The 15679-nt window shown below is 67.6% G+C and carries 11 protein-coding genes and 4 pseudogenes; 11 read left to right on the top strand and 4 right to left on the bottom strand.

Annotation, left to right across the window (positions count from 1 at the left end; all coding sequences use genetic code 11):
* The first annotated feature begins 352 nt into the window (after positions 1-352).
* Together KI385_RS42765 and KI385_RS42760 are read left to right on the top strand one after the other, a co-directional pair.
* Positions 353-859, top strand: a complete 507-nt coding sequence (locus KI385_RS42765; protein WP_238577370.1) for a GNAT family N-acetyltransferase — start codon at positions 353-355, stop codon at positions 857-859.
* 67 nt (positions 860-926) lie between these two features.
* Positions 927-1378: pseudogene (locus KI385_RS42760) on the top strand (Tn3 family transposase); the annotation flags it as partial.
* 66 nt (positions 1379-1444) lie between these two features.
* Here KI385_RS42760 and KI385_RS42755 read toward each other — a convergent pair.
* Entirely contained in the window at positions 1445-2380 is a 936-nt protein-coding gene (locus KI385_RS42755; RefSeq protein ID WP_238577369.1) for a LysR family transcriptional regulator, read from the bottom strand.
* Positions 2381-2736: 356 nt separating this feature from the next.
* Between KI385_RS42755 and dnaE the strand changes: the two genes are divergently transcribed.
* Positions 2737-6333, top strand: a complete 3597-nt coding sequence (gene dnaE / locus KI385_RS42750; RefSeq protein WP_238577368.1) for a DNA polymerase III subunit alpha — start codon at positions 2737-2739, stop codon at positions 6331-6333.
* Positions 6330-6533: pseudogene (locus tag KI385_RS44855) on the top strand (DUF6300 family protein); the annotation flags it as partial. The gene dnaE and the pseudogene KI385_RS44855, both read left to right, overlap by 4 nt.
* 13 nt (positions 6534-6546) lie before the next feature.
* Here KI385_RS44855 and KI385_RS42745 read toward each other — a convergent pair.
* Positions 6547-7005, bottom strand: coding sequence for a hypothetical protein (locus KI385_RS42745; protein ID WP_238577367.1), 459 nt, complete (start codon positions 7003-7005; stop codon positions 6547-6549).
* A gap of 447 nt (positions 7006-7452) precedes the next feature.
* Here KI385_RS42745 and KI385_RS42740 point away from each other — a divergent pair, with 447 nt between their 5' ends.
* Positions 7453-7995 carry a transposase gene (locus KI385_RS42740; RefSeq protein WP_238577366.1) on the top strand — a complete coding sequence of 181 codons (543 nt, stop codon included), beginning with the start codon at positions 7453-7455 and terminating at the stop codon, positions 7993-7995.
* Between the two features lie 38 nt (positions 7996-8033).
* Here KI385_RS42740 and KI385_RS42735 read toward each other — a convergent pair.
* A pseudogene (locus tag KI385_RS42735) lies at positions 8034-8209 on the bottom strand (IS701 family transposase); the annotation flags it as partial.
* Positions 8210-8291: 82 nt separating this feature from the next.
* On the bottom strand, positions 8292-8855 hold the full coding sequence (locus tag KI385_RS42730; RefSeq protein ID WP_238577365.1) for a phospholipase: 564 nt from the start codon (positions 8853-8855) through the stop codon (positions 8292-8294).
* Positions 8856-9125: 270 nt separating this feature from the next.
* Here KI385_RS42730 and KI385_RS42725 point away from each other — a divergent pair, with 270 nt between their 5' ends.
* The 6 genes and pseudogenes from KI385_RS42725 to KI385_RS42700 all read left to right on the top strand — a co-directional run bounded on the left by KI385_RS42725 (position 9126) and on the right by KI385_RS42700 (position 15299).
* Positions 9126-10073, top strand: a complete 948-nt coding sequence (locus KI385_RS42725; protein WP_238577364.1) for a LysR family transcriptional regulator — start codon at positions 9126-9128, stop codon at positions 10071-10073.
* 455 nt (positions 10074-10528) lie between these two features.
* Complete coding sequence (locus KI385_RS42720) at positions 10529-10921, top strand: hypothetical protein (protein WP_238577363.1); 393 nt, start codon at positions 10529-10531, stop codon at positions 10919-10921.
* A gap of 307 nt (positions 10922-11228) precedes the next feature.
* Positions 11229-11978 carry a dienelactone hydrolase family protein gene (locus KI385_RS42715; RefSeq protein ID WP_238577362.1) on the top strand — a complete coding sequence of 250 codons (750 nt, stop codon included), beginning with the start codon at positions 11229-11231 and terminating at the stop codon, positions 11976-11978.
* Positions 11979-11988: 10 nt separating this feature from the next.
* Positions 11989-12309: pseudogene (locus KI385_RS42710) on the top strand (IS701 family transposase); the annotation flags it as partial.
* A gap of 271 nt (positions 12310-12580) precedes the next feature.
* Positions 12581-13735: an FAD-dependent monooxygenase gene (locus tag KI385_RS42705; protein ID WP_238577361.1), complete on the top strand. Its 1155-nt coding sequence runs from the start codon at positions 12581-12583 to the stop codon at positions 13733-13735.
* Between the two features lie 25 nt (positions 13736-13760).
* Positions 13761-15299: a hypothetical protein gene (locus tag KI385_RS42700; protein ID WP_238577360.1), complete on the top strand. Its 1539-nt coding sequence runs from the start codon at positions 13761-13763 to the stop codon at positions 15297-15299.
* Positions 15300-15679 lie beyond the last annotated feature (380 nt).

The raw sequence follows: 15679 nt of genomic DNA, 5'->3' as shown, positions 1-15679 counted from the left end.
GCTCCCGTCACTTTTGGTCTTGCTCTCCTGCCAGAACTTCTCCAAATTTAAAGTGCGTCAATTTCTCGAAGTACTCCACATGCAGACAATCGCCAGCTGGCCAAAATGGATCACTCGCGAAGGCGGGCGAGGCCCCGCCGGAATCCCCGGCCAGAGCCCCGAGGAGATCGTTTCCTCCCACCGCACCGCGTGAACAGCGGGCTCCCTACAGACTCAGCTGTCACTGGACTGTGCAGGCGCCTTACGCTGCACCAGGAGCCCCATAGATGTCATTTCAGCCATCCGCGCCCGCTGTGCCGTCAGTGTTTGTGGCGCGCAATCGCCCCACGCCCTCAGCCGTCCTCCGGACATCGTGCCAGGCACCCGACGCGTCTCGGCCGGAAGATGGCGTCTCCACATCCACGGGACAGCACGGCGGCGCCAGGGCCTCTGCAGCATCTGCGAACCATTCGGTGCTGTCGGATCGCACCACGTTGATCCACGTGCGGGTTGGTTCGAGTACGGCGTCACGATGGGCGCTGGCTATCGGCGCAAAGGCTACGCGTCAGAAGCCGTGGTGATGCTGCTGCGCTTCATGTTCGACGAGCGGCACTTTCATAAGTGCGGAGCACGGATTCTCGCAGACAACGAGGCATCGTTGTCACTTCAACGTCGGCTCGGCTTCATTGAAGAAGGTCGCCTCCGCGACCAAGTGTTCTCTGCCGGTCGGCATCACGATGTCGTCATGATGGGCTTGCTCGCTGACGAGTTCGCCCAACTCCACTTACGAGCGAATGAGCTTTCCCTCAGAGCGCTGATGCCACTGCCAGCGGTCCGGCAACGTCGCTTGGATACGGGGCCTGTTCCGGGAAGAACTTGACAGGGAATCTCGTCGAGGCGCTCGCCCGCACCGGGTACGTCGGCATAGCCAAGATCGCCATCAGGAGCGGATCGGCAAGACTCTACACCTGCTGCGGGTCGTCGACCCGGTGGACGACACCTACCGGCGGCAGATGAATCGGCAGCTCACCATTCAGGAGTCGAGGCACAAACTGGCCCGCGACATCTGCCACGGCAAGCGCGGGCAGATCATGCAGGCGTACCGGTCGGGGCAGGAGGACCAGCTCGGCGCGCTCGGTCTGGTCCTGAACGCCGTGGTGCTGTGGACAACCCGCTACCTGGACGCCGCCGTCGAGGCACTGCGAGCGTTGCCCGCCGCTGAGCGGGACACCCGGGCGACGTCCTGGACGAGGACGTCGCCCGGGTGTCCCCGCTCAAGCACGCCAACCTCAACGTCCTGGGCCGCTACACCTTCCGCGCCTCTACCCCGGCGGGTGGCACGTTGCGGCCCCTGCGTGAGCCAGAGGTGGATGGCTTGTGCGAGGACGACGAGGAGTAGGGAATGAAGCGTCCGGCATTTCCCCCTGACCAGCCGACTCATGGCGTCTCCGGGTATTCGGCGGTTCTAAGTGCGCTGAGCCCACTTCGGCGTCCAGAACCCGCTGTCGGGGCGGCCGGGGTATCCAGAGGTGAGGTGGTTACGCAGTGCAGTGAGGGCAGGGTGCGGGTTGTCGGTGCGCCAGATCAGTGAGTGCGGGTAGACCGGGGTCGGGTCGTGCAGGGGGATGCGCCGCAAGTCGTGGCCGGCAGGCCAGACCAGCGGAGTCTGCTCGCTGACGAAGGTCGCCAATGTCGAGGAGCTCGCGATCGTGTCGAGGAGGGGCTCGATACCGAAGTTGGGGCCGACCGAGTCGATGGTGAGACCGAACGTGGCGGCGAGTTCGTCGTAGTAGGCGGCCCACTCGGTGCCAGGCATGTTGCCAGGCATCCAGATCCGGCGCCCGGCGAGCTGGGCGGGAGCGATCGCGCGGGCGGCCGCGAACTCGTGAGCCGGCCCGGTGAACAGGTGCAGCGGTTCGTCGAAGACCGGAGTGGCCTCGATACCGTCGGGGAGCTGCCGGCCCGGCATGGTCACGGCGCGGAAGGTCGCGTCGATCGTCCCGGACCGGACGGCGGCGATGGCCGTGTCGGAGTCGAAGAGGGTCACGACATCAAGATCGGTCTCGGGATACGCACGGTGGAAGTCGCGCAGCAGACCCGCCACTGAGACCCGGCGGCCGATCACGTCGATGCGCAACGCCCGGCGCCCTGGCCGCACGGAAGCGGCTGCCCGTTCCTCGGCTTGGAGGAGAGCCCGGGCGTAAGGCAGGAACGCCTGCCCGTCGATGGTGAGCCGGGCTCCGCGGGCCGTACGGCTGAACAACTGCACACCGAGGTCCTTCTCCAACACGGCGATGCGCTTGGAGACGGCCTGCGGGGTGATCGACAAGTTGGCGGCGGCTTCTTGGAACTGTCCCGCGTCCACGGCGGTGACGAAGGTGCGCACGGCGATGAGGTCCACGCCGAGCATCCTAGTTGGACAACCAATCGTTGAGTCTGATCGGCGAAATAGTTGTTTGATTCCAGCACGCCACGCTCGCTTTGATGTCTCTAGTCAACATGCGGTTTCGCAAGCAGCGCGGCAGAAGGAGTGCTGCCCGGCAGCCGGGTGGCTGCCGGGCCTGCACTTCAAGGGGCTCGGACTGGTCGCGCGCACGGGCGGTGCGACCCATTGGCCGCCCCGTCGGCGCGACCGCACCTCGACGGGTCGAGCCGTCCACCCATCTGCCGATGCCGGTGCGGTCGGCCACCGACAAGGCCACCATCGCGTCTCGGGCCGGGATGGGGCTTCCTACTCACCCCGGAGGCGACCCACACGTGCCGGATTCCTTCGTTCACCTGCACAATCACACCGAATACTCGATGCTGGACGGCGCGCAGAAGCTGAAGCCGATGTTCGGCGAGGTGGCCCGGCAGGGGATGCCTGCGATCGCGATGAGCGACCACGGCAACATGTTCGGCGCCTACGAGTTCGCGCAGGTCGCGAAGGGCTTCGAGGGGATCAGGCCGATCATCGGCATCGAGGCGTACGTGGCGCCTTCCTCTCGGTTCGTCCGGAAGCAGGAGTTCTGGGGGCCGGGAGGCCGTCGCGCCACGAGCGCGGACGGTGAAGGGTCCAAGGATGTCTCCGGTGGTGGCCGCTTCACTCACATGACCATGTGGGCGCGGAACGTCCAGGGCCTGCGGAACCTGTTCTGGCTCAGCACGCAGGCCAGCTATGAGGGTCAGTTCCCTGCCGGAAAGCCGCGCATGGACCGGGAGTTGATCGCTGAACGGCCGGACGGCGTCATCGCCACCACCGGCTGCCCCTCTGGCGAGGTCCAGACCCGCCTGCGGCTGAACCAGTATGACGAGGCGAAGGCTGCTGCCGCGGCCTACCAGGAGATCTTCGGCCGCGAGAACTACTTCCTGGAGCTGATGGACCACGGCCTGGACATCGAACGTGAGGTCCGTGAGGGCCTGCTGCGTCTGGCCAAGGAACTGAACATTCCCCTCCTGGCCACCAATGACGCGCACTACGTCACCGAGGACCAGGCCAACGCCCACGACAGCCTGCTGTGCATCGGTGTCGGCAAGAACAAGGACGACCCGGGCCGCTTCCGTTTCAACGGCTCCGGCTACTACATCAAGAGCGCCGCCGAGATGCGCAGCCTGTTCTCGGAACTTCCGGAAGCCTGCGACAACACCCTGCTGATCGCCGAGTGCATCGAGTCCTATGACGAGGTCTTCGACTACGTCGACGAGATGCCGCAGTTCCCGGACGTGCCCGAAGGCGAAACGCAGGAGTCGTGGCTTCGCAGGGAAGTCCTCAAGGGTCTGGCGATGCGCTACGGGGACCCGGTCCCCCAGCACATCGTGGACCGCTTCGAGACCGAGATGTCGGTCATCGGTCCCATGGGCTTCAGCTCCTACTTCCTCGTCGTGGCGGACATCTGCCGCCACGCCCGGGAGAACAAGATCCCGCTCGGTCCGGGCCGAGGTTCGGCCACCGGCTCGATCGTGGCCTACGCCACCCGCATCACCGAGCTGTGCCCCTTGGAGCACGGCCTGCTGTTCGAACGGTTCCTGAACCCCGAGCGCATCAACCCGCCGGACGTGGACCTCGACTTCGACGACCGCCAGCGCGACCGGATGGTCCGCTACGTCACCGAGAAGTACGGCGAGGAGTACACCGCCATGGTGAACACGTTCGGCAAGATCAAGGCCAAGAACGCGATCAAGGACTCCTCGCGCATCCTCGGCTACCCCTATGCCCATGGCGAGCGGATCACCAAGGCCCTTCCGCCGGACCAGAACGGCAAGTCCGCCCCGCTGGCTGCCGTCTTCGACTCCTCCCACGAGAGGTATGGCGAGGCCGGCGAGATCCGGCAGATGTATGCCAACGAGCAGGATGTGAAGCGGGTCATCGATACCGCCCGCGGGGTGGAGGGCCTCACCCGCGGCACCGGCGTGCACGCCGCGGCGGTGATCCTTTCCAAGACGAAGCTCACCGACCGCATCCCGCTGCACATGCGTGCCTCGGACGGCGTGAAGATCACTGGCTTCGACTACCCGTCCTGCGAAGACATGGGTCTGATCAAGATGGACTTCCTGGGGCTGCGAAACCTGGGTGTCATCGACCAGGCGATCGAGAACATCCGCGAGAACCGGGGCGTCAGCCTGGCCACCGTAGATCCCCTGGACGGTGCCCCGTCCACCGTCGTGATCCCTCTGGACGACGCCAAGACGTACCGGCTGCTGGCCGAGGGCAACACGTTCGGTGTCTTCCAGCTCGACGGCGGCGGCATGCGCGTTCTGCTGAAGCAGATGGAACCTACCCGGTTCGAGGACATCGCCGCGGTCAACGCCCTCTACCGGCCCGGCCCCATGGCGGCTAACGCGCACACCAACTACGCGTACCGCAAGACCGGCCGCCAGGAGATCACCCCGATTCACCCCGAGCTGCGCGACGCCCTGGAGCCGATCCTCGGCAACACCTTCCATCTGCTCGTCTACCAGGAGCAGATCATGGCCATCGCCCGGGAACTGGCCGGGTACACCCTCGGCGGCGCCGACCTGCTGCGCCGTGCGATGGGCAAGAAGAAACCGGAGGTGCTGGCCGCGGAGTGGGACAAGTTCCATGACGGCATGCGGGGCAACGGGTACAGCGAGGAAGCCATCAAGGCCCTGTGGGACGTCATGCTCCCGTTCTCCGGCTACGCCTTCAACAAGTCCCACACCGCCGGCTACGGCCTCGTCTCGTACTGGACCGCCTACCTCAAGGCCAACTACCCGGCCGAGTACATGGCCGCCCTGCTCACGTCGGTCGGCGACGACAAGGACAAGGCCGCGATCTACCTCGCCGATGCCCGCAAGAATGGCGTCCGCGTCCTCCAGCCAGACGTGAACGAGTCCGTCGCCGAGTTCACCGCCGTCGGCGACGACGTACGGTTCGGGCTGCGGTCCGTACGTAACGTCGGCGACAACGTCATCGAGGCCATCGTCGATGCCCGCCGCAGAAAAGGGAAATTCACCGCCTTCTCCGACTTCCTCGACAAGGCCGACCTGCCCGCACTGAACAAACGAGCTGTGGAGTCCCTGATCAAGGCCGGCACCTTCGACTCTCTGGAGCATTCCCGCAAGGGCCTCACCGCCATCCACGAGGACGCCATCGACGCGATCATCCCTGTGAAGAAAGCGGCAAGCTTCGGACAAGACGATCTCTTCGCCGACCTGGGCGGCGAAGGAAGCGGCGAACCGGCCTTCGGCCTCGACTTCCCCATCGACGACTCGGAGTGGCCCCGCAGGCAGCTCCTGGCGACCGAACGCGAGATGCTCGGCCTCTACGTCTCAGCCCACCCGCTGGACGGAGCCGAGCACATCCTCTCCAGGGCACGGGACTGTTCCATCGCCGAACTGCTTGCCTCCGGCCGCACCACCGGGGACGTGCAGCTCTCCGGTCTGATCACTGGCATCCAGCTCAAGATGACCAAACAGGGCAGCGCCTGGGCCATCGTGAACCTCGCGGACCGTGATGCCGGCATCGAGGTGCTCTTCTTCCCCGCCGCCTACCAGCTCGTGCAGCACGCGCTGGCCGAAGACAACGTCATCTCCGTCAAGGGCAAGATTGAAGACCGGGACGGAACCGTGAACATCTTCGGCAGAGAACTCGCGGTACTGGACGTGTCCTCCGCCGAGCACGGCGGGAAACCCCCCGTGAGGCTTGTCTTCCCCGCCCACCGGATCAACGAACAGACCGTCAAAGAACTCAAGCGCATCCTTGCGGACCATCCAGGTGACAGCCCAGTCCACCTCAGCGTCCGCAGCGCACGCAAGACGACCGTCTACGCCCTGCAAGCCGAAGTAGACGCCACCACCGTCGCATCCGATGTGAAAGGCACCTTCGGGGCTGACGCGTGGGCGGGGCTCGCATGACGCCGAGGACCGACGAGACGGCCGCTAGCGAACTGCGGACCTCCGGGACGCCCCCTCCCTGTCCACGCTGCGAGACGCCGGTGCTGCTGGTGGCTCGCTATCCATGCACCTGGCGCAACCGGGCCGGAGAACGGATCGATGGCCTCAAGGAGTCGGTGCTCTGCCGATGCTGCGGCATCAGTAACCCTGCGGCGGGAGAGCTACTGGCACTGCTCATCCGGATTCCTCGGGGCCGTCTGCCGAGAGCCCGGCTTCGAGTCGCGCGGTGCGACACAGCGCCGTCTCGGGCCGGTGGACGCAGGTCATGCCCTGGCCGTGATGGACGTTCGGGTCGGCTGTTTTGAGGAGTCGTTCGGTGTACAGCATCCACTTCACCTGCCGCCGCGGGGAGCCCGCCGGCCGAACCGGATCCCGGCGCCTGCCCGGGTCACCCCATCCCACCACCGTCGGCTCGACGTCCCGGGTCGTCACCGGATTCGCCACGCCGTAGCGCTGCGAAGCCCACGTGTAGAAGGCATTGAGGCCGGCACGGTCAGCATCGAAGGACGGCGGCCGCACCCGGCCCACATTGCGGTCATCGGTCATGCGCCAGTACTTGAAAGCCTCGAAATCCTCAGCAGCAGCCTCATCCCACTGCCGTCCGTAGGCTTCCAGGAACTCCGGCCACACCACCAGGGAGAAGGCGTACCGACGCCATGTGCGAGGACGCCGCGCGACCACGGGTCCGACCCGGAAGAACCGATTGATCCGCGGATCCGCCCTCCCATCCGGGGCAATCAGAAAGGGTGTCCCCTGACGGGCCCCGTTCCTCCTCGCCCAGTCGTGCACGTCTCCATAGGTGCTGAGTAGATCAGAATCGGGACATCTCAGGTCCCGACGGAAGTCGTAGAAGTCGACAGTCCATGACCTCTGCGAGGCGCGCAAAACTGAGCTCTCCCTCCCGAGAACCGACAGTTCAAGGAAGGCTGCAGAAGCTCTGGCAAGACGAACTGCGTGAACCGGGCGACCTCGCCCCCGCCGCGCCAGTCACGGACCGGGAGCTGGAGCTCGCCGAGGTCTTGATCAGGGTCGGCATCGAGCAGCTCGGTGACGAGCGGCACGATCTGGTCCCGGGGGACCATGTCCCCGCTGCCCTTGGGCTTGCCGCCCGTCGAGCTTTGCCCATCGACGCGGCGTCCGTCCGCGCGAAAAGGGGGGTGGGCGACCGGGCCGAATCCGGTCGATCGCGGCAAGAGCGGCAGTAAGTTACACGTACTGTCCGAGGCCCAGGGCATCCCACTGGCCCTCGCGGTCTCGGGCGCGAACGTCCACGACAGCCAGGCGTTCAAGCCGTGGATCCTCGGCATACCCGCCATACGCTCCAGGCGCGGACCGCGCCGAAGACGGCCGGTCAAGATCCGCGCAGACAAGGCGTACCACTCCGCTGAGCACCTCGCCTGGCTCCGCAGCCGGGGTCTCATCGCGCGGATCGCACGCCCGGGCATCGAGTCCGGTGAGCGGCTCGGCCGTCACCGCTGGAAGATCGAGCGGTCGATCTCCTGGCTGTTCGGCTACCGCCGGCCAACCGTCCGATACGAACGAAAGGGCAGCCACTTTCTCGCCTTCCTCGGCCTGGCCTCAGCCCTGACCTGCTACAAGCAGCTCGCGAAACTCACCACATGAGACAAGTCGTAGAGGCGCTGCCCTTTCGCGCCGCGTCCGCCGAGCCCGGCCGCCCGGCAGCAGTCCGGGTCGCAATGTCCAGGAACGCAGGACGTACGGCTCCCGGTCCACCGCCGCGTGTCCCCGCTCGCCGGCGTAGACGAGGTAGGCGGCGACCTGGGAAGTTCTCGATCCGGCCGGAGCTGCCGGTGTCCTGGCGCTGGACACCCACGGTACGGCCCGGTCCGGCGCGACCCTCCGAGGGCACACCGGACCGGGCCGGTTGGGCGGGCACCGACACTCGCGGCTACCCTGGCTCAGACCTTGAGGTACCCGAAGGTCACGACCGCCTGGTAGTACTTTTTGGCGACCTTCAGACATCCCTTTCGCTGGAAGTCGGGGTAAGGACCCCACTGCCTCTTACATACGTGCTGCATGTCATCGAGGAAGGTCTTGTCGACATGCGACTTGTTGCCCTTGCTGAAGGCGTGGAGCTTCTTGAAGTTTCGGTAGCCGAAATCATGCCGCATACACGCTGAATAGAAATGAAACCCGCCCGGACTGTCCGGGGCGTTGCTGCATCCGTCAGTCGACCAGTCGAAGCGGTACTTGTCGTGCCCTTCTTCCGCCGCCCACTTCGCCTTCCACCACATGGGATTCATGTTGCCCTTGGCGGTCAACTCCCAGAGGTGCTCCAGCTTCTGCTGCCTGGTGACTCCCTGGGCCTTCTGAACGTGGGCCGCTGACACCGCGGTACCGGCGGTGGAATCCTTCGATTCCGCCGCGAACACCGGTGATGCGGTGGAGAGCATCACGACGCCAACGAGCCCGACACCTGCCGAGCGCACGCCTGTCTTCTTCACGTTGTCCCAATCCCCCATTGCCCGGAGCTTCTCTCCGGTGGTCAATGCTTTGGCCCGACACGACAGTTGGCCGACAGCGGGTGCCGCCCTCGCATCTGGAATCCGATTGCCTGTTCCGGGTTTCGTATGAGATCCCACCAAACCCGGCTGGCGCCTCTTTTCGCATTCCATCCTGACGGGCCAAGAATTACTTGGGAAGGGTTTTTTGATGTGACAGTACAGCCAACTGATACCCTCCCCTGCATGAGTCTCGGGCGGACGACCAACCGTCCCGGCGGGGGAGGATTCATGACCACGGGTCCGAGCACGCATCAGTTGCGTCTGCTCCTGGCGCTGGCTGAGGAGCTGCACTTCGGCCGTGCGGCCAAGCAGGTGTTCATCAGCCAGCCCGCGTTCAGCCGGCAGATCCGCTCACTTGAGGAGAACCTGGGGGTCGTTCTTGTGGAGCGGTCCACGCGGCGGGTGGAGCTGACACCGGCCGGAAAGGCTCTGCTGCCGCGAGTGCGTGCCGTGGTGGACGCCGTTGACGACCTGTGCACCGCTGCGTCGGCGCAAGCACGCATGCCTTTGGAGCGGGTGGTGCTTGGTTCCTACATCACCGCCCTTCCCGCGCTGCGGCTACTCCTCGACGACCTGAGTGCGCGCCACTCGGGCCCCGAGATCGAGTGGCGGGTGGTGGACCATGCCGAGCAGGTGGATGCGCTCCTGGACAGGCAGGTTGACGGGGTCATCTGTTACGGGCCCGTACCCGAGGCTCTTCACACGCTCTGGCTCGGCACGGAGGAACGGTTCGTCTGCATGCCGGACACCCACCCGCTGGCCGAGTGCGAATCGCTGACCCTCGCTGACCTGGCCGGCGTTCCCGTCATCGGCTTCTCGCCTCACGTGGACCCGGAATACCGTGCCTTCTGGGCCGCCGACCCGCGCCCCGACGGGACTCCGGTGCGGTACACCGACCACGCAGCAACCACCCTGGAGTCGTATGTCTCCCTGGCCAGCTTGGGGCACGGGATCCGCTTCGTCAGCGAGACTTGCCTGGACCTGATGCCCCGGCCTGGCGTCCGCTTCGTGGCCGTCACCGACTTGCCTCCATGCACGGCAATGTTCGCCTGGCCGGCCTCCCGCCCCGTCACCCCTGCCTTCACCACCCTTCTGCGTTTGCTGCGGAACCATGCCCGTACCACAGACCCGGACACCCTTCGCAAGTCCAACAGGCGTTGGTGGAACGCATCCTGACCGCCGCGGACCCGTCTACCGCAGGGATTCTTTCAATCAATAGCTCAACAGGCACTCGCACCGAGTGGGCCGGTCTCCAAAGTGGAATTCACGGTACGCACAGATCATCCACAACCATGACGACCCCGATGCCGAGCCACGGATCTGGATCACCCCGCCCCGCTACGTGGTGCAAAGCGTCGACGAGCTGGCCGAAGCCATCGCTGTGGCCATCGCACCGTACAGCCCGGTGCCCCCGCCCGCGGTGTTGATCAAGAGCAGGCCGACCCGGCCGCCCACGCGTTGACCACCGAACACCGCACCGTAGGACGATCGCACAGCGGTGAAGGGCATCGTCTTCGCGTGACCACGGCAGCAGGCTCGGCCAGCGGCTCGGGCCTGCTGCCGTGAAGCGCTTCGGGCCTCGCGTCGGAAACTGCCTGCGACCATCTGTAGGCGCCGGTAACGCCCGAGGCATGGCATCGACCATCACGTTCGAGCAACTGCTGTCCGGCGCAAAGGACTTCGCACATCTCGCCTTGAACGCCCATGCGGAGGGGCACACCGACGTCTTCCTCCTGGAAGCGGGAGTAGCCGTCGAACGGCTGGCGAAGGCAGCCCTGGTCCGCGTGCATCCGACGCTGCTGTCGGAGGTGAAGGGCAGCGACGACATGCTGGCCAGTCACGCGCACACCCTTGCCGAAGGCGCCGGCGCAGCCGCGCTGCCAGCCGTACTGGCCGACCCGGACGGCTTTGCCGGACAACGCATCGCGGTGGTGTGCACCGGAGGCAACGCCTCTGCTGCGGAGATCGCCGTACTGGGCAGCGGTGCCGAACCAGAGCTGGCACCTGATCAGGCGGGATCGTAGAAGCCTGGTGACCCTACGCCGCCAGGCGAAGTAGTGCATGCTCCGCTCGCCCGCACCTCGTTGTATCGCTGAGAATGATCATGATTCGGGTCAACCTGGAGATCTTCTACAGCCGTAGCCGGCATGAAGAGGGCGCTGATCCGGATGGAGCCACCCGGCCAGCCTCCCGGTATCGGCTGGGTTGACTGTCAATACTCTGGTTCATGCCGGTTTGCCCGGTGATCGTAGGTCATCACCGGGTTGATCTCTAGTTGACCTCACCCCTGATAGAGGCTGTGCACTGGCATCAGCCCAAGGAAGGAAGAACTTGCCCACCAAGACACTGCAGATTCCCACCACGGACGGCCGGGCCGACGCTTTCGCCGCCTTCCCCGACCGTGGCGAGCGGCACCCGGGGGTGCTGCTGTACCAGGACGCCTTCGGCGTGCGGCCCGTGCTGCGGGAGATGGCCCGCGAACTGGCCGGGCACGGGTACTACGTACTCGTCCCCAACCTCTTCTACCGGCACGGCCCGGCACCGGTGATCGAACTTCCCGAGCACATCGGAGAAGAGGTCCGGCCCGCGGTCTTCGCCCAGCTGATGCCCTTGATCGAGGCGCACACCACCGAACGTGCCCTGAGCGACGCCGACACCTATCTCAGGTTCCTCACCACCCAGCCCGAGGTCAGCGCCGGACCGGTCGCCGTGATGGGCTACTGCATGGGCGGCGTCTTGGCGATGCGCACCGCCGCGGCCCACCCCGACCAGGTGGCCGCCGTCGCCGGATTCCACCCCGGCAACTTGGTCACCGACGCACCCGACAGCCCGCACCGCCTCGTCCCCAAGCTCACCGCCCAAGTCCACCTTGGCCACGCCGAAGGCGACATGACGCCCGAGGCCATCAGCGAGCTCAACCAGGCCCTGGATGCCGCAGGTGTCGGCCACACCTCCGAGATCTACCCCGGCACCGTCCACGGCTTCACCATGTCCGACACCGATGCCTTCAACCCCGCCGCCCTGCAGCGCCACTGGGACCGCCTGCTCCCCCTCCTCGACCGCACCCTGGCCAACAGCTGAGGCTCCGGCCCGGCCCGCTGGACGCGAGTTCCGCAAGGCCGTCGACGGCCCTGAACTGCCCGCGTGCTGGCTGCTGGCCGAATGGCCCGCCACCGAGTCGGAGCCGGTGCAGTTCTGGCTCTCCAACCTGCCCGACGACACCCCGCTCACCATGCTCGTGCGGCTGGCCAAGCTCCGCTGGCGGATCGAGCACGACCACTGCGTGATGAAACAGGCCCTGGGCCCGGCCCATTTCGAGGGCCGCACATGGAACGGCTGGCATCACCACATCCCCCTCGTCTCCGCCGCCCACGCCTTCTGCACACTCCAGCGTCTGGCCCGGACCCCATAAGAAACGGCGCTGGCCTGACTCTCTATCAGGTCGTCCGCGAGATGCAGTTACTCCTGGCCGTCTGGACCGGCGCCTGCCCCACCTGTCACCGCGACATACCCACGGCGATACCAACCTGGCCGGTCCGCCCCTCGGCACGTTGACAGGCGTCTGTCGACATGTTGCTATGAGGCGCTGCTCAGCCGGACCTGCATCGCGTCGCATGCCGCTCGGGCACCGGATCGACGGCCACTTGACCGGGGCGGCGCCCCCGAACCCAGAGCGAGGACCCATGCCGCAGCGCGCCGCGACCATCGTCGGCGGCGGGATCGGCGGACTCGCGGCGGCCATCGCCCTGCACCGCCGGGGCTGGCGCGTCGAGGTGCTGGAACGGGCCCGGGAGTTCACTGAGATCGGCGCCGGCATCTCCCTGTGGCCGAACGCGCTGCACGCGCTTGAGGTGCTCGGCCTGGCCGGCGCCGTCCGGGCACTCGGCGCCGTCGAGGCCACAGGCGGCGTACGCGACCGCCGGGGCCGCTGGCTGTCCCGTACGGACAACGCGGAGCTGACGCGCCGCTTCGGCCATCCCCTGGTGGTCCTGCACCGCGCGGACCTGTTGCGGGTGCTCACCGAGGCGCTGCCCGCCGACAGCCTGCGGTCGGGCAGCGAGGTGTCCGCGGTCCGCGACGACGGCCACCGTGTGGTCGTCGAGCACCGTGAGGGCGAGTCCCGGCCCGACCTCGTGGTCGGCGCCGACGGGCTGCGCAGTGCGGTCCGCCGCGCCCTGTGGTCCGACGCGGCCGGCCCCCGGTACGCCGGTTACACCGCCTGGCGCATGGTCACCGAGCCCCTCGCCGAGCCGCCCTCCGAGGGCGCCGCGACCTGGGGCCGCGGGGAGAGGTTCGGCTACACAGCGCTGCCGGGCAGGCGGATGTACTGCTTCGCGACCGCGTCGCTGCCGGCGGGAGCAGCCTCAGGCTCGTCCGAGTACGCCGAACTGCTGCGCCGGTTCGGGTCCTGGCCGGATCCCATCCCCGCCCTGCTGGCCGCCGTCCCCGCCGACGCGGTGCTGAGACACGACCTGTACGACCTGCCGCCGCTGCCCTCCTTCATCCGCGGCCGGGTCGCGCTGCTGGGCGACGCGGCCCACGCCATGACCCCTAATCTGGGCCAAGGCGCGTGCCAGGCGCTCGAGGACGCGGTCACCCTCGCCCACTGCCTCGACGGCCACCCGGACGTTGCTGCCGCGCTCCGCTCGTACGACCTGCTGCGCCGCCCGCGGACCCAGGCCATCACGCGCCGCTCCGCCCGGCTCGGCGCCGTCGGCCAGCTGTCGTGGCCGCCCGCGGTGCTGCTGCGCGACACGGCCGCCCGGCTGACGCCGACGCGGGCGACGCTGCGTTCCATGACGCCGGTGCTCGACTGGACTGCGCCGGTGACCCGGTGACCGCGACGGAGAGCGAGGGACACTGATGCCGGACTGGACGTATCACCCGCTGCGCGGCTTGGCCGCTGCCGTCCTCGGCCGGCGCCGTTCGCAGCGCACCGCGCTGCGGCTGTTGGCCTCGATCGGCTCCCGTCCCGCTGGCGCGCGGCTGATCGCCCGGGGGTTCGGCCACCGCCATCCGCCCAAGCGGCTCGCCGGCGAGATCGCCGGCGTGCCCGTCACTGTCCGCCTCGGCATATCCGTCCCGCCCTCGCTCGCCCGCGACGCGGTACGTGCCATGCCCCCGCTCGGGGCCGGTGTCGTCGAGGTGGCGCCCGTCTCGGCAGCCGACGCGGAGACCGTACGCGAGGCCGCTGCCGACCGCTCGATTCCGCTGGTTGTCCGCGCCTGCGACCCGGAGGCCGAGGCCGCCCTCAAACCCCATGTCGACGGGTTCACCGACAGCGAGGACCCGCACATAGTCCATGTCGCCGACCCGTCGGTCACCGCCGCGGCCGCCGCGATCGAGGAGCCAGGCGCCGTCGTGCTCACCCGGCCCTGGGTGCTCGTCGCGGCCGGACCCGGTTGGTTCGCACGGGTCACCGAGGCAGTCACACCCACCGCGCCCGCTCCGCTGCTACGGGACGTCGGCCGCGACCCGCGCCGCTGGCCCGCCTGGTGGTGGGCGCTGCTTGTCGGGCTCGGTATGACGGGCGCCGGACTCGGCGCTGCGGCGATCACACTCGGGCCGGTGCTGCTCTGGTACGACCGCGACTACCTCGGCATGACGCTGCACGAACTGCATGCCGCCAACCATCACCTCGTGCACTTCCTCCAGCACGACCGGATCACCATGGCCGGCACGATGGTAGCGATCGGCGCCCTCTACACCGGCCTTGCCGTGGGCGGGATCAGACGCGGCTGGCCCTGGGCTCGTGAGGTGTATCTGCTCTCGGGGGTGATCGGCTTCCCCACCTTGTTCTACTTCCTGGCCACCGGCTTCGTGGAACCCCTGCACACGGCCACCACCATCGTGCTGTTCCCGATGTTCGTGGCCGCGGTCCGTCGGACCCCGCACGCACCGCGGTGGCGCCTGGCGCCCGAGGGGCCGGAGCCGGAGCGCCGACGGGCACTGGTCGGCCAACTGCTGCTGATCGTCACGGGAGCTGGGCTGTTCGTCGGCGGAGCGGTGATCTCGGTGGTCGGTCTGACCGGTGTCTTCGTGCCGACCGACCTGACCTTCCTGGGCACCAGCACGCAGACGCTGGAAACCGTGAGCCCTCGGCTTGTGCCGTTCGTCGCCCACGACCGCGCGGGGTTCGGCGGCGCCCTGATGGCCGCCGCGGTGGCGATCGTCCTGCTCAGCGCGTGGGGCTGGCGGCGGGGTGAAGCCTGGGTGTTCTGGACCCTGGCCGCGGCGGCGGCCGCCGGCTTCCTGCCGGCTGTCGTAGTGCACGGCGCGATCCACTACATGGACTTCATCCACCTCGCGCCGGTCTACTTCGGCATCGCCATGACCGGCACCGGCCTACTGCTGGCGCGTCCATACCTCTGCGCCAGGGCGTCGGCGAGGCCGAAGGACTGACGGGCCGCCCCGGCGAGCGCTCCACCACCGATCCAACGGACTGACAGCTGTACGTGGTTGGCCTTCTGGGCCCCGGCGGAGGCCCGATCGTCGGCGAGAGCGGGCGGGCACCGCGCGCCCGGCCGGGATCCCCTCCCCCGGCATACTCAGGTCGCCTCCGAATTTCGACCGCGAGACATGGAGACTCGCTCCGGTCGAATCCCCCGGGGGAGCGCCGGTGACCACCGCGCCGGCCCGCTCCCCGCGGGCGACGCTCGCCACCCTGCACCGCGACCCGCGCGACCAGTGGCCCGACCACGCGCGGAAGCTGTACGACTTCCCCGTCACCGTCTACGGCGAGGCAGATCCGCTGCCCACGCTCGCGGCCGGGTGGGTCGCCC

Origin of the sequence: Streptomyces inhibens (assembly GCF_022221585.1) — a bacterium.
Classification (GTDB): Bacteria; Actinomycetota; Actinomycetes; order Streptomycetales; family Streptomycetaceae; genus Streptomyces; species Streptomyces inhibens.
This window is presented reverse-complemented; position numbering and strand designations above follow the sequence as displayed.

Bases quoted from the DNA above. Each gene is read 5' to 3' on its own strand.
- KI385_RS42740 (WP_238577366.1), top strand. From the start codon at position 7,453: ATGTCCCCGCTGCCCTTGGGCTTGCCGCCCGTCGAGCTTTGCCCATCG.
- KI385_RS42730 (WP_238577365.1), bottom strand. From the start codon at position 8,855: ATGGGGGATTGGGACAACGTGAAGAAGACAGGCGTGCGCTCGGCAGGT.
- KI385_RS42725 (WP_238577364.1), top strand. From the start codon at position 9,126: ATGACCACGGGTCCGAGCACGCATCAGTTGCGTCTGCTCCTGGCGCTG.
- KI385_RS42720 (WP_238577363.1), top strand. From the start codon at position 10,529: ATGGCATCGACCATCACGTTCGAGCAACTGCTGTCCGGCGCAAAGGAC.
- KI385_RS42705 (WP_238577361.1), top strand. From the start codon at position 12,581: ATGCCGCAGCGCGCCGCGACCATCGTCGGCGGCGGGATCGGCGGACTC.
- KI385_RS42700 (WP_238577360.1), top strand. From the start codon at position 13,761: ATGCCGGACTGGACGTATCACCCGCTGCGCGGCTTGGCCGCTGCCGTC.